The sequence below is a fragment of the Thiohalorhabdus sp. genome, from assembly GCF_046545655.1.
Classification (GTDB): Bacteria; Pseudomonadota; Gammaproteobacteria; order Thiohalorhabdales; family Thiohalorhabdaceae; genus Thiohalorhabdus.
Genome location: NZ_JBKGZG010000001.1, coordinates 50,627 through 68,744 on the forward strand (window position 1 = coordinate 50,627; position 18,118 = coordinate 68,744).

Below are 18,118 nucleotides of genomic sequence, written 5' to 3' on the forward strand. Positions count from 1 at the left end.
CGGGCGCAACTCGGCGTCAAGGGGGTAAAAGGGGCGCATGGACGGGCCGCTCAGGCCTCGCGACGGGCGGCGGCCCCTTCTTCGCCGCGTCTCTCGCGGATGCGGGCGAGAAACTCGTCGAACAGGTACTGGGAGTCGTGGGGGCCCGGGCTGGCCTCGGGGTGGTACTGCACCGAGAAGGCCGGCCGGCTGCGGTGGCGCACGCCCTCCAGGGTCCCATCGAACAGGGAGGTGTGGGTCACCTCCAGGCTATCCGGGAGCGTGTCGGCGTCCACCGCGAAACCGTGGTTCTGCGCGGTGATCTCCACCCGCCCGGAGGCGTGGTGCTTCACCGGGTGGTTGCCGCCACGATGGCCGAACTTGAGCTTCCGCGAGCGGGCGCCCTCCGCCAGACACAGCAGCTGGTGCCCCAGGCAGATGCCGAAGATGGGCAGGCCCGAGTCCAGCAGACCGCGCAGGGTCTCCACGGCGTAGGTCACCGGCTCGGGGTCCCCCGGACCGTTGGACAGGAAGACGCCGTCGGGCTCCGCGGCCAGCACCTCCGCGGCGGTGGCGGTGCCCGGCATGACCGTCACGCGGCACCCCCGTTCCACCAGAAGGCGCAGGATATTGCGCTTGCAGCCGTAGTCCAGGGCCACCACGTGGTAGGGCAGGTCCTGGGGCTGCCGGGGCGCCGGCATCCCGCCGTTGTCCAGCTCCCAGGTGCCCTGGGTGTAGGTGTAGCTGTGCGGAGTGGTCACCTCCTCCACCAGGTCCAGGCCGGTGAGGCCCTGGAACTCCCGGGCCTCCGCCGCCAGCGCCTCGGGGTCCAGCTCCTCGCCGGCGGCGATCACCCCGCGCATGGCGCCGCGATCCCGCAGATGGGTGACCAGCTTGCGGGTGTCGAGGCCGGCGATGGCCACCACGCCGTTGCGCCGCAGGTACTCGGAAAGCCCTTCCGCGGCCCGCCAGCTGCTGGTCTGCACCGGCAGATCCCGGATCACCAAGCCGCTGGCGAATACCTCCCGGCTCTCGTCGTCCTCCGGATTGGCGCCCACGTTGCCGATGTGGGTGTAGGTCAGGGTGACGATCTGGCGGGCGTAGGAGGGATCCGTAAGGATCTCCTGATAACCGGTCATGGAGGTGTTGAAGCACACCTCCCCTACCTGCTTGCCGGGCACTCCGATGGAGCGCCCCTCGAAGATGGTCCCGTCTTCCAGGGCCAGGACGGCTGGTCCGCTCACCACATCCCCCAAGGAGGTCACGATCGGGAAAACTGGAGTACGGGGGCAGGCCCCACGTCGTCCGGACACACAAAAGCGGGAGCGAGGCTCCCGCATTCGCCCCGCCCCCTGCCGGGCCGGGAAGGCCCGCGTGAGGCGGGCCGGGTATGCGCGCTTGTGCTTGGCCGCACAGGCTAATCGGCCGCGGAACGCCTGTCAACGAAGCCCCAGCAGATCCTGCATATCGTAGCGGCCCGGGGGCTGGGCAACCACCCACTTGGCGGCCCGCAGGGCGCCGCTGGCGAAGGTCATGCGGCTCGAGGCCTTGTGGCCGATCTCCACCCGCTCCCCGGATCCCGCGAATAGGACCGTGTGCTCGCCCACGATATCCCCGGCGCGGATGGTCTCGAAGCCGATGGTCCGTCGGTCGCGCATCCCCGTGCGGCCCTGGCGCCCGTAGATGGCGTCCTCGGCGAGATCCCGGCCCAGGGCCTCGGCCACCACCTCGCCCATGCGGAGGGCGGTCCCCGAAGGGGCATCCACCTTGTTGCGGTGGTGGGCCTCGATGACCTCCACGTCGTAGTCGTCGCCCAGGGCCCGGGCCACCATGTCCAGCACCTTGAAGGTCAGGTTCACCCCCACGCTCATATTGGGGGCCACCAGCACCGGAACCCGCTCCGCGGCGGTGTCCAGTCCCGCCTGCTGTGCCTTGTCGAAGCCGGTAGTGCCCACCACTAGGGGCACCCCGGCGCGAGCGCACTGATCGGCGTAGACGGCGGTGGCCTCGGGCAGGGTGAAATCGATTACGGCGTCCGCCCCCTCCAGCACCGGGGCCAGGTCGTCGCTGACCGGGACCCCTACCGGGCCGATCCCCGCCAGCTCGCCGGCGTCCCGGCCCACGGCTTCCCCCTGGGGGCGGTCCACGGCCCCGGCGAGGGTGGCCTCCTCGTCCTCGGCCACGGCCTGCAGCAGGGTCCGGCCCATGCGGCCCGTGGCACCGGTGATCACGATCCGGGTCATGCACTACCTTTCCTTGTTCCGTCCAGACACGGTTCCGCCTACACGACCGTCCCGGTGGCTCCGACCGGAGCTGTAGGAGCCCGCTTCAGCGGGCGATTCCAGGGAGAGCACACCGCCACGCTCGGCAAACCGCCCACTGTAAGGGGGCTCCTACGGGACGCCTCTTCCGGGCGGCCGGCCCTTACGAGGCCAAGCGGTCGAGGAAGTCCCGCACCTTGTCCCACCAGGACTTGCTGTGCGGGTGGGAGCCGTTCTGCTTGCCGGCCTCCTCCTCCAGCTCCCGCAGCAGCTCCTTCTGCCGGTCGTTGAGGTTAACGGGCGTCTCCACCCGCACGGTGCAGAGCAGATCCCCGGGCCGGTTGGAGCGTACCCCCTGGATGCCCTTGCCGCGCAGGCGGAAGGTCTTGCCCGACTGGGTGCCGGCGGGGACCTTCATCTTGGCCTCCCCTTCCAGGGTGGGCACGGTCACCTGGTCGCCGAGGGCGGCCTGGGTGATGCTGATGGGCACCTCGCAGCGCAGGTCGTCGCCGTCGCGCTCGAAGATGGGGTGCGGCTGGATGCGCACCTCCACGAACAGGTCGCCGCGCGGCCCGCCCTGCTCCCCGGGCTCGCCCTCGCCGGAAAGGCGGATGCGGTCGCCCGTGTCCACCCCCGCGGGGATGTTCACCTCGAGGCTCTTCTCCCGGCGCTGGTAGCCGGTGCCGCGGCAGTCGGTGCAGGGCTGGTCGATCTTCACCCCCTCGCCACCGCAGTCGGGGCACGGCTGGGTCACGGAGAAGAAGCCCTGCTGCATGCGCACCTGGCCCATGCCGCCGCAGGTGGTGCAGGTGCTCTTGGAGGTCCCGGGCTTGGCCCCGGAGCCCTCGCAGGTGTCGCACTTGACCTTGCTCGGCACCTTGATGGTGACGGTGGTGCCCCGGGCGGCCTCCTCCAGGGAGAGGTCCAGGGAGTAGCGCAGGTCGGCGCCGCGGTAGGCCCGCTGACGCCCCCGGCCGCCCCCGCCGCCGAAGATGTCCCCGAAGATGTCGCCGAAGATGTCGCCGAAGCCGCCGAACCCTTCGGCGCCGCCCCCGGAACCGCCCGCCGCGGCGCCTTCCACGCCGGCGTGGCCGAAGCGGTCGTAGGCGGCCCGCTTCTGCGGGTCCGACAGGACCTCGTAGGCCTCCTTGGCCTCCTTGAATTTCTCCTCGGCGTCCTCGTCATCCGGATTGCGGTCCGGATGGTATTTCATGGCCAGGCGCCGATAGGCCTTCTTGAGCTCTTCATCGGAGGCGTCCTGGCTGACTCCGAGGATCTCGTAGTAATCCCGCTGAGCCATGAAAGCCCTTTCCCGTGTATTTGGCTTCTCAAACGGCAATCAGGCGCGGGAGGGCCCCACGCCTGATCGCGGCCGGTTACGGCGACGTTACCTTACTGGTTCTTCTTGTCCTGGTCATCGCCTTCGGTGAACTCCGCGTCGATCACGTCCTCGTCGCTGCTGGAGCCAGTTTGCTCCCCGCCGGCTTCGGCGGTCTGCTCGGCCCCGGCCTGCTGGTAGGCCTGCTCGGCGAGCTTGTGGGAGGCCTGGGCCAGCTTCTCCATGGCCTGGTCGATGGCCTCCTTGTCGTCGCCCTCCATGACCTGCTCCAGCTCGGAGATGGCCGACTCGATGTTCTGCTTGTCCTCATCGCTCACCTTGTCGCCGTAGTCCTCCAGGGACTTGCGGGTGGAATGGATGAGGCTGTCGGCCTGGTTGCGGGCCTCCACCAACTCGCGCTGCTTCTTGTCCTCGTCGGCGTGCTCCTCGGCATCCCGCACCATCTGCTCCACCTCCTCCTCGGACAGGCCGGAACCGGCGCGGATCTGGATGGACTGCTCCTTGCCGGTGCCCTTGTCCTTGGCGGAGACGTTGAGGATGCCGTTGGCGTCGATGTCGAAGGTGACCTCGATCTGCGGCACGCCGCGGGGGGCCGGCGGGATGTCGCTCAGGTCGAAGCGACCCAGGGACTTGTTGTCCTTGGCCATCTCGCGCTCGCCCTGGAGCACGTGGATGGTCACCGCGTTCTGGTTGTCCTCGGCGGTGGAGAACACCTGCGACGCGCTGGTGGGGATGGTGGTGTTCTTCTCGATGAGCTTGGTCATCACCCCGCCCAGGGTCTCGATGCCCAGCGACAGCGGCGTCACGTCCATGAGCAGGACGTCCTTGACGTCGCCGGCCAGCACGCCGCCCTGAATGGCCGCGCCGATGGCCACCACCTCATCGGGGTTCACGTCCTTGCGCGGCTCCTTGCCGAAGAACTCCTGGACCTGCTCCTGGACCTTGGGCATGCGGGTCTGGCCGCCCACCAGGATGACGTCGTCGATGTCCTTGGCGGAGACGCCGGCGTCCTTGAGCGCCGTCTTGCAGGGGTCGATGGACCGCTGCACCAGATCCTCCACCAGCGACTCAAACTTGGCACGGGTCACCTTGATCTCCAGGTGCTTGGGCCCGTTCTGGTCGGCGGTGATGAAGGGCAGGCTTACCGTGGTCTGCTGGCTCGAGGACAGCTCGATCTTGGCCTTCTCGGCGGCGTCCTTGAGCCGCTGCAGGGCCAGGCGATCCTGGCGCAGGTCGATGCCCTCGTCCGACTTGAACTCGTCGGCCAGGTAGTCCACCAGGCGCAGGTCGAAGTCCTCGCCGCCCAGGAAGGTGTCGCCGCTGGTGGCCATCACCTCGAAGGAGGACTCGCCCTCGATGTCGGCGATGTCGATGACGGAGATGTCGAAGGTGCCGCCGCCGAGGTCGTAGACCGCCACCTTGCGGTCCTTGGCCTGGCCGCTCTCCTTCTTGTCCAAGCCGTAGGCCAGCGAGGCCGCGGTGGGCTCGTTGATGATGCGCTTGACCTCGAGCCCGGCGATGCGGCCGGCGTCCTTGGTGGCCTGGCGCTGGGAGTCGTTGAAGTAGGCCGGCACGGTGACCACCGCCTCGGTGACCTCCTCGCCCAGGTAGTCCTCGGCGGTCTGCTTCATCTTCTGCAGCACCATGGCCGAGATTTCCTGCGGGGCGTACTTCTTGTCGTCCACCTGCACCCAGGCGTCGCCGTTGTCGGCCTCCACGATCTGGAAGGGGACCTGCTCGATGTCCTTCTTGGTGGTGGGGTCGTCGAAGCGGCGGCCGATGAGGCGCTTGATGGCGTACAGGGTCCGCTCCGGGTTGGTCACGGCCTGCCGCTTGGCGGCCTGCCCCACCAGCCGCTCGCCGTCCTCGGTGAAGGCCACCATGGACGGCGTGGTGCGGTCGCCTTCGCTGTTCTCGATCACCCGCGTGCGCTCGCCTTCCATGACGGCGACGCAGGAGTTGGTAGTTCCCAGGTCGATGCCGATGATCTTACCCATGGCCTAATCCCCTTGGCTTGAATTCGGAAATGCAGATTCGGTTTCTGGATGGCGTCCCGCCGAGGGCGCGCTCATTCGGAGCCGCCCTCTCCCGCGTCGCCCTGCTGGGCACTGTTCGGTCGCACCGAGACCTCCACCATGGCCGGCCGCACCAGGCGGCCGTTGAGCAGATAGCCCTTCTGCATCACGGAGACCACCTGGTTGGGCTCGCCTTCCGTCTCCACGGTGCTCATGGCCTGGTGGTAGTTGGGATCGAAGGACTCCTCCACGGGGTGGACCTCCTCGATGCCGTGCTTGGCAAGCACCTCGTTGAGCATGTCGAGGGTCATGCTGACGCCCTTGTGTAGCTTCTGCGCGCTGTCCGCGCCCTCCACTTCGACCTGGAGGGCCATCTCCAGGCTGTCCTTCACCGGGATCAGCTCTTTGAGGAAGCCCTCCAGGGCGAACTTGCGGGACTGCTCGGCGTCCTTCTCCGCCCGGCGGCGCGCGTTCTCCCCCTCGGCCCGCTCGCGCAGGACCTGGTTCCAGTAATCGGCGACGGTGGCCTCCAGCTCCTCCACCTTGGCCTCCAGCTCCTGGACCCGCCCCTTCAGGGTCTCGGGGTCGTCGGGCAGGGGCTCGCTCGGGGAGGATTCGGCCTCCTGCGGCTCCGGCTCCTGGTCCGGGAAGTGCTCTTCACCCTCGTTCTTACGGCTGGAGTCGGTCATGGCTCCCTCGTTGGTCGTAGGCACCGCTTCGGTCAACCCCGAAGCCACCCGGTCGAGCGGCTTCTCGGATTAGGTGGGGGTCCGGGGCGGGAGTTTCAACCGGGACGGGCGAATTTTTCACGAAAAAACCGATCCCGGGGGATCGGTTTTGGGGAATCGGCGGGGCGGGGCCCCGGTCTCAGGCGGAGTCCCGCATGCCGGGCGGGGTATTCTGGGACAGCACCGAGGAAAGCTGCCGGGCCGTGCAGTCCACGAAGGGGATGGTGGAGGCGTAGTTCATGCGGGCCGGTCCGATGACCGCCACGGTGCCCAGGCCGTCGTCCTCGGTGGTGTAGCTGGCGGTGACCACGCTGCAGTCCTCCAGGGCCTCGTGCCCCACCTCCTCGCCGATCATGAGCTGCACCCCCGAGCCGCCCTCCGGGGGCGTCTCCAGCACGCGGGTGAGCTCCTCGGGCTCCTCCAGCACCTCGAACAGCTCCCGCAGGCGACCGTCCTGGGCGAACTCCGGGTAGTCCAGGAGATTGCCCTGGCCCTCGATGAAGAGCTCCTCGTCCTCCTCGTAGTCCAGGGCGGACCAGCCGATCTCCGCGGCCAGGGCCTCCAGGGACCCGGACGCCCCCTGGGACTCGGCGGCCAGGGTCCCCTTTACCTCCGTGAGCAGGCGGCCCTGGAAGCGCTCGTTGAGGTAGTTGGCGGCCCGCTCCAGCTCCGACTCGGAGATGGGCCGGCCCGCCTCGACGATGCGGTTCTGCACGATGCCGGTGGTGGTCACCAGGATGGCCAGGATGCGCACCTGGGACAGGGTCAGGAACTGGATCTGGCGGAAGCGCCCCTGCCCCAGCCGCGGCACCAGCACCAGTCCCACGTAGTGGGTGTGTCCGGAGATCAGGCGCCCCACGGCGTGGTAGAGCTGGTAGATGTCCGAGGCCTGCTGATAGAGGCTCTCGCGGATGCGGGCCTGCTCCTCCGAGCCCAGGGGCCGCATCTCCAGCATGATGCCGACGAACAAGCGATAGCCCCGGCTGGTGGGCACCCGCCCCGCGCTGGTATGGGGCGAATGCACCAGCCCCATCTCCTCCAAGTCCGCCACAATGTTGCGCACTGTGGCCGCGCTGACCTCCAGACCGGACTCGCGGGCCAGCACCCGGGACCCCACCGGCGCGCCGGTTTCGATGTACAGGCGTACCAGGGTCTTCAGAACCTGTTCGGATCGGGCGTCCAGCTCGGAATGCAAGCGCGCCTACCTCTATCTGCCTTGGGTCCCCCGTCGCCGGCGGAAGCTAGCAGCCGCATCGCGGGGGTGTCAATTGACGGCCCGGGGACCAGGAACCGTTTTATACCGCATTTTCCGACCGCAGGACAGGCCACGCGCCGAGGCCCGGCTTGGCGGGCGCCGGCCCCCATGCTAGGTTGATCCCACCGCGGCGGGATGGTTCCCGGCCCCCTTCCCCACATACGGCGAACCCGAACGGTGCAGGCGCAAAACTTCCAAACCGTCGGCCTGATCGGCAAGTACGGAGATCCCCAGGTTAGCGAATCGGTGGCCCATCTGTTGGAGATGCTGGCCGCCGAGGGGGTGACCGTCCTGGTGGAGCGGGCCACCGCCGGCTCGCTGCCCACCGGCGCTGCCCGGGAACCGGCCAGCCTGGCGGCCATCGGCAACCGCGCCGACCTGGCCATCGTGGTGGGCGGGGACGGCACGCTGCTGGGGGCGGCACGCCATCTCTGCGAGTTCGAGATCCCCATCGTGGGCGTGAACCTGGGCCGGCTTGGCTTCCTCACCGAGACCAGCCTGACCAACATCGAGGACAGCCTGGAGAACCTCCTGGCCGGGGCCTACCAGGTGGAGGAGCGCATGATGCTGCACGTCCGGGTTCAGCGTCAGGCCGGGGATCTGGCCGTAGAGCGCGCCTTCAACGACGTGGTGATCCACCGCGGCAACATCGCCCGCATGGTGGAGATGCAGACCTACGTGGACGGCCTGTTCGTGTTCTCGCAGCGCTCCGACGGGCTGATCGTGGCCAGCCCCACCGGCTCCACCGCCTACGCGCTGTCCGCCGGGGGCCCCATCGTGCACCCCTCCATGCGGGCCTTCACCCTGGTGCCCGTGTGCCCGCACACCCTCACCAACCGGCCCCTCATCCTGCCGGGCCACAGCCACATCGAGGTGGTGTTGACCAACAATCCCGGCGAGGTCCAGCTCACCCTGGACGGCCAGACCAACTTCGCCCTGCAGGACGGTGACCGCATCCACATCCAGCGTGACGAGCACACCGTCCACCTGCTCTCCGACCCGGGCCGGAGCTACTTCGACGTCCTGCGCGAGAAGTTCAGCTGGGGAGAGCGGAATTGACCTCCGCGGGCCCCCCGCCCCTTGCGCCTCCCGCCGCGGCGGGGCGGGCCGAGGGACCGGGCCCCCGCCAACAGGACTAGACGGACCGGACCCTTTCCAGCAAACGGGCGGGCTTTATGCTCCAACACCTCTCCATCCGCAACCTCGCCGTCATGGCGGCCTGCGACATCGAGCTGGGCTCCGGATTCACCGTGCTCACGGGGGAGACCGGGGCCGGCAAGTCCATCCTGGTGGACGCCTTGGGTCTCGTGCTCGGCGATCGCGCCGACCTCGACCAGGTGCGCGGCGGCACCGAGCAGGCGGAGATCACCGCCGCCTTCGAGCTTCCCCCTAACAGTCCAGCGCGGGCCTTGCTGCACGAGCAGGCGCTGGAAGGCGACGACGGCGAGTGCGTAATCCGCCGGGTGCTGGCCCGCGAGGGCCGTTCCAAAGCCTTCGTCAACGGCCGCCCCACCCCCGTGCAGACCCTCAAGGAGCTGGGTCAATGGCTGGTGGACATCCACGGCCAGGGCGAGCACCACACCCTCCTCAACGGCGCCACTCAGCGCGACCTCCTGGACGCCTTCTCGGGCGCCACCGAGCAGGCCGGCTGGGTGGCGGAGGCCTGGGGAACCTGGCGCTCCGCGCAGGAGCGGCTGGGCGAACTGGAGCGAAGCCAGGGAGAGCGGGAAGAGCGCCGCGAGCTGCTGCGGTTCCAGGTGGCGGAGCTGGAGGAGCTGGCCCTGCAGCGCGGGGAGACGGAGCAGCTGGAGGCCGAGCGCGCCCGGCTGGGATCCGTTCATCGCCTGATGGAGGGGGCCCAGGCCCTGGTGCAGCTCCTCTACGAGGAGGAGGGCTCCGTCTCCGAGCGGCTGGGGCACGCCCAGGCGGAGCTAGAGGGGCTGGCGGAGACCGACCCCGAGCTGGCCGAGGCCCGCGACCTGGTAGGCCACTCCGCCGCCCAGGCCGAGGAGGCCGCCGAGGCGGTGCGCGGCTACCTGAACCGCCTGGAGGCCGACCCCGAGCGCCTGGAGGTCGTCCAGGAGCGGCTCGACACCGTCTACCAGCTCTCTCGCAAGCACCACGCGGACCCCGAGGAGCTGGTGGACCTGGCCGGCCGGCTCCGCGCCGAGCTCGACGAGCTGGAGGAGCTCGGCCCTCGCCTGCAGGCGGCCCGGGAAGAGGTGGAACGCACCCGGGGGATCTATGCCGACGCCGCCGCGGAGCTCAGCCGCATGCGCAAGGCGGGGGCGGAGAAGCTCGCCGAGCGGGTCACCGAGGAGATCCAGGTGCTGGGCATGCCGGACGCGGCCCTGGAGGTGGCGGTGGATACGGCGGAGGATCCGGAGGAAGGCGGGGCCCACGGCATGGACCGGGTGGAGCTGCGGGTGCGCACCAACCCCGGCGAGCCGCCCCGGCCCCTGGCCAAGATCGCCTCGGGCGGTGAGCTGTCCCGGCTGTCCCTGGGGATCCAGGTGGTCCTCGCCCGCCACACGGAAGTGCCCACGCTCATCTTCGACGAGGTGGACGTGGGCGTCTCCGGGGCGGTGGCGGAGAGCGTGGGCCGAAAGCTGCGGACCGTGGGGGAGCGCAGCCAGGTTCTGGCGGTGACCCACCTGGCGCAGGTGGCTGCCCAAGGCCATCACCACCTGCGCATCTTCAAGGAGACGGACGCCGAGGGCGCCTACACCCGGGTGGAGCCGCTGAGCCGCGAGGAGCGGGTGGAGGAGATCGCCCGCATCCTGGGCAGCCGCAACGTCACCGACTCCACCCGGGCCAACGCCCGGGAGATGCTGGCGGAGGCGGGAACCGCCGAATCGTAGCCCCCGGTCGCGGACCCCTACTCCTCCTGTTTCTCCCGGAGGCAGTCGGCACAGAGCCCGTAGAGCTCCATGCGGTGATCGGTGAGCCGGAAGCCGTGCTCCTTGGCCACCTGCTGCTGGAGGCGCTCGATCTGCTCGTTGTAGAACTCCTCCACCCGGCCACAGCGGACACAGACCATGTGGTCGTGGTGCTTGTTCTCGTCGAGCTCGAAGAAGGCGCGCTCGCCGTCGAAATGGTGACGCTTCACCAGGCCGGCCTGCTCGAACTGCGTCAGGACACGGTAGACCGTGGCCAGGCCCACCTCCTCGCCGGCATCGAGCAGGCTGCGGTAGACCCCCTCGGCGGTGAGGTGGCGCTCCTCGGAATCCTCGAGCAGTTGTAATATCATCAAACGCGGCCGTGTGGCCTTGAGCCCGGCCTGCTTCAGGTCATTGGTTTCCCGGCTCATGCACCCGCCTCCTTATTCGGGAAGGCACCCGGAATAAAATCGGGAATCAGTTTCGTTCCGCATTGTATACCTGGGGGGTCGGTTTCGCGAAAGCCGACCCCGCCCCACGCAGGGAGCCTGTCATGCCCAACACCGACCCCGCCCAGTCCCCTCGCCTGCTGCCCGCGCTCGGGCTCGCCGTTCTCCTGCTGGCCCTGGGCGGCTGCGCGCGGATGGAGGTGGAGCAGGGGAACTACCTGACCAAGACGCAGGTGGAGGGCGTGGAGCGCGGCATGAGCCAGGCCGCTGTGCGCCGCTCCCTGGGCGAGCCGCTGCTTCGGGACCCCTTCCGGCCCGACCGCTGGGACTACGCCTTCCTGCTGACTTCGGAGGCGGGGGAACGCACCTATCGGCGGCTCACGGTCTTCTTCGACGAGCAGGGGCAGGTGAAGCGTCTGGAGCGGGCCGGGGAGGACTTCCCGGAGAGATGAACCGGGGGCTGCGCCGCCCCCTCCCTACCGTTCGGCTCGCGACCCCCAGCAAAGCAGGAGGGACCGGCCAGGGTGCGGGGCTACTCGCCTTCCCCGTTCCCGGAGGAGCCGGAGTCCCCGCTGCCCGCCTCGCCCTTGCCCTCCTCCCCGCCTTCGGCGGATTTCCGCTTGCGGGTGCGCGCCTTCTTGGGATCCGCCTGCAGCGGCCGGTAGATTTCCACCCGGTCCCCTTCCCGCAGCTGCTGGTCGCTCTTCACGGGCTTGCCGAAGACGCCGAGCTTCTTCCCCTCCAGCTCCAGGTGGGGGAACTTCTCCAGGATCCCCGACATCCGCACCGCCTCCTCGGCGGTGATGCCCTCCGGGGCCTCGAACTCCACCCATTCCTGGTGGTCGGGCTCGGCGTAGGCGACGCTGATCTGCATTCCTGTCCTCCTTCGCCCCCTTCAGTAGCGGCCGTAAACCACCTCGGCGCGCTTGCGGAAATCGGCAACCAGGGTATCCACGGCCCGGTGGAAGACCGGCCCCACCATCATGGACAGCATGCGGTTGACGAACTCGAACTGGATGGACATGTGCACCCGGCTGCCCCGGTCCTCCATGGGCTCGAAGGTCCACACCCCTTCCAGGAAGCGGAACGGCCCCTCCAGCAGCCGCATCTCCACCAGCTTGGGCCGCTGGAAGGAGTTGCGGGTGGAGAAGGACTTACGCAGGCCCTTGAACTCCAGGGTGAGCTCCGCCGTCAGAGAGTCCTCCTCCCGGGTCAGGATCCGTCCGTAGCTGCACCAGGACAAAAACTGCGGATAGGACTCCACATCCATGACCAGGTCGTACATCTGCTCGGCGGTGTAGGGAACGACCTCACTGCGCTCCAGGGACGGCATAGGCGGACTCTTCCTCCGGTTGGTTATTTGCTCGGATGGGTCCCGGCCGGGCCCGCACCCTTCAATCGGCCCGGGAACGTTCTTCCTGGCGCCAGGAGTGCAGGTCGATCACCACTGCCACCAACAGGGTGGCCACCAGCCAGCCTACGCCGATCCCCACCACGGCCCATGGAGAGTACCCCCCGTAGGGCTCAAGGAGCTCCTGGGCAAGGGCACGGTCCAGCAAGCCGAGGAGCGCCACGGGGATGATGATCTTGAGGCTGTAGTCCAGCCAGGAGCGCTGGAGCCACACCCCGGCGATGGAGAGCAGCACGAACAGCCGCGCAAGGAAGGTACCGAGCCCGTCCTCCGCCTGATGCAGGCCGAACCAGGTGAAGGCCAGAGCTCCCGTCATGAGCAGACGCATGAAGGTGCCGTAGTGGCTGCTGAAGCGGAAGCTGCCCGCCCCCTCGATGTGGGAGCCGAGGCGCTCGCCGCCGAACACCCAGCCGACAATAAGGGCCTCCAGCAGCCCCACCAGCACCAGCCCGTAGCTGGTCAGGAAATGGTCGACGATGTCCAGCCAGCTGACCCCCGCGCCCGTGGTGAACACCATCCCCAGCAGGAAGCCGATCGTGCACAGGGTACCCACCACTTTGGTGCGGTCCACGTCGTATTTGTCCGACAGGGCCGAGACGAAGGCCTGGATCAGGGAGATGGAAGAGGACAGCCCCGCGATGGCCAGCGCCGTGAAGAACAGGACACCGAACACCGTGGGCAGGAAGGGCAGCTCGCTGATCACCTCGGGGTAGGCCACGAAGGCGAGGCCGATGCCGCTGGTGACCACATCCTCTACGCCCGCCCCCTGCGCCTGGGCCATGAAGCCCAGGGTGGCGAACACCGCCACCCCCGCGAAGACGGCGAAGCCGCTGTCGGCGAAGGCGGTGATCAGGGCGTTGCGGGTGATGTTGGAGCGCTCCGGCAGGTAGGAGGCGTAGGCGATCATGATGCCGAAGCCCAGGGAGAGGGTGAAGAAGATCTGGGTGATGGCCTCCACCCAGACCCGCCAGTCGGCCAGCTTGCTCCAGTCGGGGGACAGATACCAGGAAAGCCCCTGCCCCGCCCCGGGCAGGAACAGCGACCATACCACCAGCACGATCATGAGCAGGAACAGCAGCGGGATGAACACCCGGATCACCGGCTCCACCCCCGCGCGCAGCCCGCGGCCCACGATGATGCCGTTGATGGCCCAGACCGCGGCCAGGGCCACCAGCACGGTAAGGTTGGGGGCGGTAAGGTCGAACGGCCCACGCAGCCCGTCCTCGGTGGCGGCCCCCAGGAACTCGCCGAAGAAGAAGGCATCGGCGCCGCCTTCCAGGCCCGTCCATGGTTGGTAGAGGGCGAAGAAGATGAAGCTCAGGCACCAGGCGATCACCACGCAGTAGTAGATCAGGATGCCGAACATGGTGAAGCCCACGGCCCACCAGCCCACCCACTGGAAGCGCCGGTCAATGCGGAACAGAGAGACAGGGGCCGAGGCCTTCATGTAGTGGCCGATGCCGAATTCCAGCAGGAGCAATGGGATCCCGACGATGAACAGGGCCAGGACATACGGGATCAGGAAAGCACCGCCGCCGTTCTCGTAGGTGACGTAGGAGAACCGCCAGATGTTGCCGAGCCCCACCGCCGAGCCGATGGCCGCCATGATGAAGCCCGCGGTGGACTGCCACTGCTCCCGTTGCTCGCTCATGGGCTCGCTTTCCCCTTTTGCCGTGAGCGGCCCCGCCCGTGGGGCCGAAGAGGTGAGCTGGGCCGCCGGCGAGCGGCGGCGCGACAAGCGGCCCCAGCCTACCAAACTTGTCCAGGCCGTGCCCCGGGCGGAATTGAGGCCCATGCCGGTTCGGGGTAGCATGGCCGGCTTTACCGCAGGCCAGTCCGCCGGGAACGGGAGCCCATGGGAGCACCACCGCGCCAGATCGCCCAGAACAAGAAGGCCCGCTTCGACTTCCACATCGAGGAGGAATTCGAGGCAGGCATCGAGCTACAGGGCTGGGAGGTAAAGGCCCTGCGCGCGGGCCGGGCGAACATCAAGGAAAGCCACGTCATCATCCACCATGGCGAGGCATGGCTGGTGGGAGCCCGCATCTCCCCCCTGCCGGAGGCCTCCACCCACGTGCATCCGGACCCCACCCGGAGCCGGCGCCTGCTCCTGCACGCCCGCCAGCTGCGCACCCTGATCGGCCAGACCCAGCAGAAGGGCTATACCATCGTCCCCCTCGACATGCACTGGACCCGGGGGCTGGCCAAGGTGCAGATCGGCCTGGCCAAGGGCAAGAAGAAGCAGGACAAGCGCGCGGACATCAAGGAGCGCGACTGGCAGCGCCAGAAGCAGCGCATCATCAAGGAAAAGAATCGCTAGCCTTCGACCGGGAACCCCACGCACCGAAAAAGGTCTCCGCAGGCCAGGGCCGCACGTAACCGCAACGGGTGGTGATCGAACCCCTGCGGGAACTTCCCGGAAAAGCCCTAGTCATAATATGCGAATCCGGCCGAGGATGGCCCTGCGGGGACGAGTCTGATAGGCTGGATACCAGCTTGCGAAGGGGGCGATTCTGGATTCGACGTGAACCCGCAAGCTATTGGTGCATGCCGAGGTAGCTGGGTAACCTCGTAAATCCTCCCAGCGGGCAAAGATACCTGCCGACAACGAAGAGTTCGCCGTAGCCGCATAGCCGGCTGCCCCGCTTCCCGAGCTGCCCGTGGCGAGGGATCAAGCGGGTCGACCTTCACGGGATCGCGGTAGCGCCCCGCCCGGGGCCACCTGCCGTTAAAGCCAACCCGGGCTAACCGGTCACATCCCCGTCACCCGGGACCGTGACCGGGAAACCAAAGGGTGACTAAGCATGTAGATCCAATAGTGGACGGTTCGCGGACGCGGGTTCGAGTCCCGCCGCCTCCACCAACAAAAAAAGACCGCCCGGACAGTCCGGGCGGTCTTTTTTTGTCCCCGGCAGGCTAATATCCCGCCTCCCCCCCTCTTTCCTCCGGGGGTTAGTGAGGCTGCCCCCGCAGCTCGCGGACCGGATGCTCCCCCTCGGGTTGGCTGCGGTATTCCTCCCCCTTTGCCTGCCGGTGGGTACCGATCACCTCCTCGCTGGGCACCCAGCCGTCGCCGTGGACCTTCTTCTGATACTCGTAGTAGCGGTGCCCCTCGGGCAGGTCGTCCACGCGCACGAAATCGGTGCCGTCCCCGGTCAGGGAGACCTGATCCGCGAGAACCTGACGCACGTACTGCTTGTTGCTCTCGAACTTCAGCGGCTCGGGCAGGCTCTCCGGCAGCAGCTCGGCCGCCGGATCGCGGCCGTCCAGCTTCTTCATCAGCTCCACGGCGCTCTTGAGCTGCTCGATCTCCATGGCCAGGTGCGTCTCCCAGACCTTGCGGATCCGGTCGTCGCTTTCCGTTTGCATGAAGGACCAATAGAGCCAGCACTCGTTGTACTCATGCATCACCAGCTGCTCCGCCCAGGTGGCGTCGGCGGGGAGCATGCTCTCGTAGTGGCTGACGTGCTGCTCCTCGATCTGCGCGATCTCCTGGTACAGGGCGCGGGCCAGCGGATCCTCGGGTCGATTTCCCACGTTGCAGTAGAAGTTCAGCGTCTGCTGCTCCGCGGCGGTGATGGTCATGGCGTGCATGACCGAGCGCGGGTCGCTGGTACGCGCCAGGGGCCGGCGGATGTCGTCATGGGGATCGCGGTGCTCGAACACCGTGGGCCGGCCCGGCATGATCTCGGTGAGATCGCCCACCAGCTCCGTCGCCTTGCGCGGATCGGTCATGTCCATGAGGTTGGCGTAGCGGAACAGGTGGTCGAAGTCCTCCAGCAGGCCGAAGTCGTAGCACTGCTTGGCGTAGGGATCCGGCTCCTGCTGCGCCACCCAGGCGGTGAGATCCACCGCCACCTGCTCGTAGCCGATGGTTACCTCCAGGGAGTCCTCGCTGGCGGGGATGAGCCAGTTGTTCACCTTCTGCTGTTGAGTCTCGATGCGGCGTACCTGGGCGAGCTGGCGCTTCACATCGAGATCGGTGGTGTGCCGGGCGAACTGGTGCCCGAACCACATGCTCTCCATTTCGGCCCCGTTCATGACGATGATGCGGCAGCGGGTGTAGGGGTCTACCGAACGCGTGTCATACGGCTCTACATTGAGCTCCCGCCAGTTACGAAGCTGCTGATCCAGCGGGATTCCGGTTTCGGTTAGTGGATTGAACGCCATTGCGGACCTCCTCCGCGAGATATGCGGGACGGACATTCCCGCCCAACAAGCCAAAAAGCGTCTCTCCGTTTATGCAGAGGCGCTCAATAAACAAGGCCGAAAAGCCATAGAGTTTCTCCGCCTGGAGCCGCACCTTCAGGGCAATGGACATCGAAGCCACCCACCTGCTAGCGCCGGGCAATCACCCACACGGCGTGGATAATCCCGGGGATGAACCCGAGAAGGGTAAGCAGGATGTTCAGCCAGAAAGCGCCCTTCATCCCTACCTGGAGAAAGACCCCCAGCGGGGGCAGGATGACGGCGGCGATGATACGCAGAATGTCCATGGCCATACGGTCTTCCCGTGCTTCCATCCCTTACTCCTTGGCCCGGCCCGCCTCCGGTCCGGAGCGAGCGAACTCCGATTGAGCGCTTTTCTCCCCGCCTCCCCGACCATGCCCAACCCCTCGTCGCCCGGGATGGCGCAGGGCGATGCCCTGCCTGGTTCCAGGCGCCGGGTGGAGACCGGTGCCGCAGATCGCCCTGCGGGCAGGGCGAAGCCCCGCATCCTGGCCATCCCGGGCCGGGGCGGTTTCCAGGCAGATGCCGCCTGTGTCGGCAAATACCACCGCCTTCATGAAGCTCCCCCCACGGCTGCGGCCGGCCCCTAATGCCGGGCCCTCTGGGCCTTTTCCTGGGCGAAGCTCTGTCCGATCTCGTTGGCCTGCTGATCGTCCAGGATGGCCTGGGCCTCGGGGAAGATCTGGTTCTCCTCTTCGTCCACGTGGGCTTCCACATTCTGTTTAAGCTCGCGCAGCTTGGAGGCCCATTCGGGCGTGGACCGATCAAGATAGGAGAGCTCACGGAGCATGTTTTCCACTTCGTCATGCTCGTGCTTGGCGTGCCGGGCGTCCTCCTTGCTTTCCGTGTGCTGGCGCAAGGCGTTGTAGAACGTGGCATCCTCCGCCCGGGCATGGACCAACAGCTCATTCTTGAGCTTGGAGAAGAGGTCATCCCTCCTTTCGGGGTCGCTTTCCGCGATGCTGTCCAGCTCCGCCAGCATCTGGGAGGTTTCGCGGTGATCTTCTGCCAGTTTTTGGTAGATATCGGTCATAACCGTTCTCCTCGTTGTTCCTGCCAGGCTCCCTCCCGGGCCCGGGTGCGGTCCATTGGGGGCAGCCGCACAAAGCCTGGCATTTGCCCGCAAGGGGCACGATCCCGGAAAGCCCGGCTCCGGTAGGGACGGCATTTGCATCAGCCAGGAAGACGAGGTCCGGCAACCGGCGCGGGGAGATGCCGGGCCTCGAGGGCCTGACTTCCGGAAAGGGGAAAAGAGAGGCCACGGCTGCCTTGATCAAGGCGCTCCAGGGAGCAGGCATGGGCGCGCCGCCGGCCCGCTCGGGGCCAGCCCCCTCCGCGCAGAGGCGCTCTCCCCGCTCCTCCGGAAACGGGGCTTCCGTATGAAGCCGCTGTCACCGGGGAACCGGCTCGCTTCTTTCGAACCTACGGCTCTTTCCTCCGGGGGCGGTGTAGCTGGACACGGTGTCCGATCGCCGGGGAACGCTCGGACAAGCGGGGCAAAGCTGGTCTTGAAAGCGCGACCCAAAATCCGTATACAGGGTACCCGTACAGGGCTGCTTTTGATCCCCGTCA

At 67.7% G+C, this 18,118-nt stretch carries 17 protein-coding genes and 1 other RNA gene; 5 read left to right on the top strand and 13 right to left on the bottom strand.

Annotated elements, in window-relative coordinates; genetic code table 11:
• Positions 1–50 precede the first annotated feature (50 nt).
• The 6 genes from carA to hrcA all read right to left on the bottom strand — a co-directional run bounded on the left by carA (position 51) and on the right by hrcA (position 7,517).
• Positions 51–1,223, bottom strand: coding sequence for a glutamine-hydrolyzing carbamoyl-phosphate synthase small subunit (gene carA / locus ACLFRB_RS00265; RefSeq protein WP_411066984.1), 1,173 nt, complete (start codon positions 1,221–1,223; stop codon positions 51–53).
• A gap of 195 nt (positions 1,224–1,418) precedes the next feature.
• A complete protein-coding gene (dapB, locus tag ACLFRB_RS00270; protein ID WP_411066985.1) occupies positions 1,419–2,222 on the bottom strand; it encodes a 4-hydroxy-tetrahydrodipicolinate reductase in 804 nt (267 codons plus the stop codon).
• A gap of 181 nt (positions 2,223–2,403) precedes the next feature.
• Positions 2,404–3,540, bottom strand: coding sequence for a molecular chaperone DnaJ (gene dnaJ / locus ACLFRB_RS00275; RefSeq protein WP_411066986.1), 1,137 nt, complete (start codon positions 3,538–3,540; stop codon positions 2,404–2,406).
• Between the two features lie 92 nt (positions 3,541–3,632).
• A complete protein-coding gene (dnaK, locus tag ACLFRB_RS00280) occupies positions 3,633–5,576 on the bottom strand; it encodes a molecular chaperone DnaK (RefSeq protein ID WP_411066987.1) in 1,944 nt (647 codons plus the stop codon).
• Between the two features lie 71 nt (positions 5,577–5,647).
• Entirely contained in the window at positions 5,648–6,283 is a 636-nt protein-coding gene (gene grpE / locus ACLFRB_RS00285; RefSeq protein ID WP_411066988.1) for a nucleotide exchange factor GrpE, read from the bottom strand.
• Between the two features lie 178 nt (positions 6,284–6,461).
• Complete coding sequence (gene hrcA / locus ACLFRB_RS00290) at positions 6,462–7,517, bottom strand: heat-inducible transcriptional repressor HrcA (protein WP_411066989.1); 1,056 nt, start codon at positions 7,515–7,517, stop codon at positions 6,462–6,464.
• Positions 7,518–7,754: 237 nt separating this feature from the next.
• Between hrcA and ACLFRB_RS00295 the strand changes: the two genes are divergently transcribed.
• Together ACLFRB_RS00295 and recN are read left to right on the top strand one after the other, a co-directional pair.
• The gene (locus tag ACLFRB_RS00295; RefSeq protein ID WP_411066990.1) at positions 7,755–8,636 is read left to right on the top strand and encodes an NAD(+) kinase; all 882 of its coding nucleotides are present in this window, start codon (positions 7,755–7,757) and stop codon (positions 8,634–8,636) included.
• A 116-nt stretch (positions 8,637–8,752) separates the two neighbouring features.
• Positions 8,753–10,438 (top strand): DNA repair protein RecN, encoded by a 1,686-nt coding sequence (gene recN / locus ACLFRB_RS00300; protein ID WP_411066991.1) that lies wholly within the window; start codon positions 8,753–8,755, stop codon positions 10,436–10,438.
• Between the two features lie 17 nt (positions 10,439–10,455).
• Here recN and fur read toward each other — a convergent pair whose 3' ends face one another.
• On the bottom strand, positions 10,456–10,887 hold the full coding sequence (fur, locus tag ACLFRB_RS00305) for a ferric iron uptake transcriptional regulator (RefSeq protein WP_411066992.1): 432 nt from the start codon (positions 10,885–10,887) through the stop codon (positions 10,456–10,458).
• Between the two features lie 122 nt (positions 10,888–11,009).
• On the opposite strand from fur, the gene ACLFRB_RS00310 reads away from it, so the two are divergent.
• Positions 11,010–11,357, top strand: coding sequence for an outer membrane protein assembly factor BamE (locus tag ACLFRB_RS00310; protein ID WP_411066993.1), 348 nt, complete (start codon positions 11,010–11,012; stop codon positions 11,355–11,357).
• A gap of 80 nt (positions 11,358–11,437) precedes the next feature.
• Here the strand turns inward: ACLFRB_RS00310 and ACLFRB_RS00315 are convergent, their stop codons facing one another.
• The 3 genes from ACLFRB_RS00315 to ACLFRB_RS00325 all read right to left on the bottom strand — a co-directional run bounded on the left by ACLFRB_RS00315 (position 11,438) and on the right by ACLFRB_RS00325 (position 13,967).
• On the bottom strand, positions 11,438–11,779 hold the full coding sequence (locus ACLFRB_RS00315; protein ID WP_411066994.1) for an RnfH family protein: 342 nt from the start codon (positions 11,777–11,779) through the stop codon (positions 11,438–11,440).
• 21 nt (positions 11,780–11,800) lie between these two features.
• Positions 11,801–12,238, bottom strand: coding sequence for a type II toxin-antitoxin system RatA family toxin (locus tag ACLFRB_RS00320; protein ID WP_411066995.1), 438 nt, complete (start codon positions 12,236–12,238; stop codon positions 11,801–11,803).
• 61 nt (positions 12,239–12,299) lie between these two features.
• Positions 12,300–13,967, bottom strand: coding sequence for a sodium-dependent transporter (locus ACLFRB_RS00325; protein ID WP_411066996.1), 1,668 nt, complete (start codon positions 13,965–13,967; stop codon positions 12,300–12,302).
• A 204-nt stretch (positions 13,968–14,171) separates the two neighbouring features.
• Here ACLFRB_RS00325 and smpB point away from each other — a divergent pair, with 204 nt between their 5' ends.
• A complete protein-coding gene (gene smpB, locus ACLFRB_RS00330) occupies positions 14,172–14,636 on the top strand; it encodes an SsrA-binding protein SmpB (protein ID WP_411066997.1) in 465 nt (154 codons plus the stop codon).
• 183 nt (positions 14,637–14,819) lie between these two features.
• Positions 14,820–15,179, top strand: a transfer-messenger RNA (tmRNA) gene (gene ssrA, locus ACLFRB_RS00335).
• A gap of 89 nt (positions 15,180–15,268) precedes the next feature.
• Here the strand turns inward: ssrA and ACLFRB_RS00340 are convergent.
• From ACLFRB_RS00340 to ACLFRB_RS00350, 3 genes are all read right to left on the bottom strand, one after another.
• Entirely contained in the window at positions 15,269–16,486 is a 1,218-nt protein-coding gene (locus tag ACLFRB_RS00340; protein ID WP_411066998.1) for a hypothetical protein, read from the bottom strand.
• A 167-nt stretch (positions 16,487–16,653) separates the two neighbouring features.
• On the bottom strand, positions 16,654–16,812 hold the full coding sequence (locus ACLFRB_RS00345) for a YqaE/Pmp3 family membrane protein (RefSeq protein WP_411067083.1): 159 nt from the start codon (positions 16,810–16,812) through the stop codon (positions 16,654–16,656).
• A 320-nt stretch (positions 16,813–17,132) separates the two neighbouring features.
• Positions 17,133–17,579: a hemerythrin domain-containing protein gene (locus tag ACLFRB_RS00350; RefSeq protein WP_411066999.1), complete on the bottom strand. Its 447-nt coding sequence runs from the start codon at positions 17,577–17,579 to the stop codon at positions 17,133–17,135.
• Positions 17,580–18,118 lie beyond the last annotated feature (539 nt).

What these genes read in the sequence shown, in the direction of transcription:
- dapB (WP_411066985.1), bottom strand. Translation starts at nt 2,222, where the DNA reads ATGACCCGGATCGTGATCACCGGTGCCACGGGCCGCATGGGCCGGACC.
- dnaJ (WP_411066986.1), bottom strand. Translation starts at nt 3,540, where the DNA reads ATGGCTCAGCGGGATTACTACGAGATCCTCGGAGTCAGCCAGGACGCC.
- dnaK (WP_411066987.1), bottom strand. Translation starts at nt 5,576, where the DNA reads ATGGGTAAGATCATCGGCATCGACCTGGGAACTACCAACTCCTGCGTC.
- grpE (WP_411066988.1), bottom strand. Translation starts at nt 6,283, where the DNA reads ATGACCGACTCCAGCCGTAAGAACGAGGGTGAAGAGCACTTCCCGGAC.
- recN (WP_411066991.1), top strand. Translation starts at nt 8,753, where the DNA reads ATGCTCCAACACCTCTCCATCCGCAACCTCGCCGTCATGGCGGCCTGC.
- fur (WP_411066992.1), bottom strand. Translation starts at nt 10,887, where the DNA reads ATGAGCCGGGAAACCAATGACCTGAAGCAGGCCGGGCTCAAGGCCACA.
- ACLFRB_RS00310 (WP_411066993.1), top strand. Translation starts at nt 11,010, where the DNA reads ATGCCCAACACCGACCCCGCCCAGTCCCCTCGCCTGCTGCCCGCGCTC.
- ACLFRB_RS00315 (WP_411066994.1), bottom strand. Translation starts at nt 11,779, where the DNA reads ATGCAGATCAGCGTCGCCTACGCCGAGCCCGACCACCAGGAATGGGTG.
- ACLFRB_RS00320 (WP_411066995.1), bottom strand. Translation starts at nt 12,238, where the DNA reads ATGCCGTCCCTGGAGCGCAGTGAGGTCGTTCCCTACACCGCCGAGCAG.
- ACLFRB_RS00325 (WP_411066996.1), bottom strand. Translation starts at nt 13,967, where the DNA reads ATGAGCGAGCAACGGGAGCAGTGGCAGTCCACCGCGGGCTTCATCATG.
- smpB (WP_411066997.1), top strand. Translation starts at nt 14,172, where the DNA reads ATGGGAGCACCACCGCGCCAGATCGCCCAGAACAAGAAGGCCCGCTTC.
- ACLFRB_RS00340 (WP_411066998.1), bottom strand. Translation starts at nt 16,486, where the DNA reads ATGGCGTTCAATCCACTAACCGAAACCGGAATCCCGCTGGATCAGCAG.
- ACLFRB_RS00345 (WP_411067083.1), bottom strand. Translation starts at nt 16,812, where the DNA reads ATGGACATTCTGCGTATCATCGCCGCCGTCATCCTGCCCCCGCTGGGG.
- ACLFRB_RS00350 (WP_411066999.1), bottom strand. Translation starts at nt 17,579, where the DNA reads ATGACCGATATCTACCAAAAACTGGCAGAAGATCACCGCGAAACCTCC.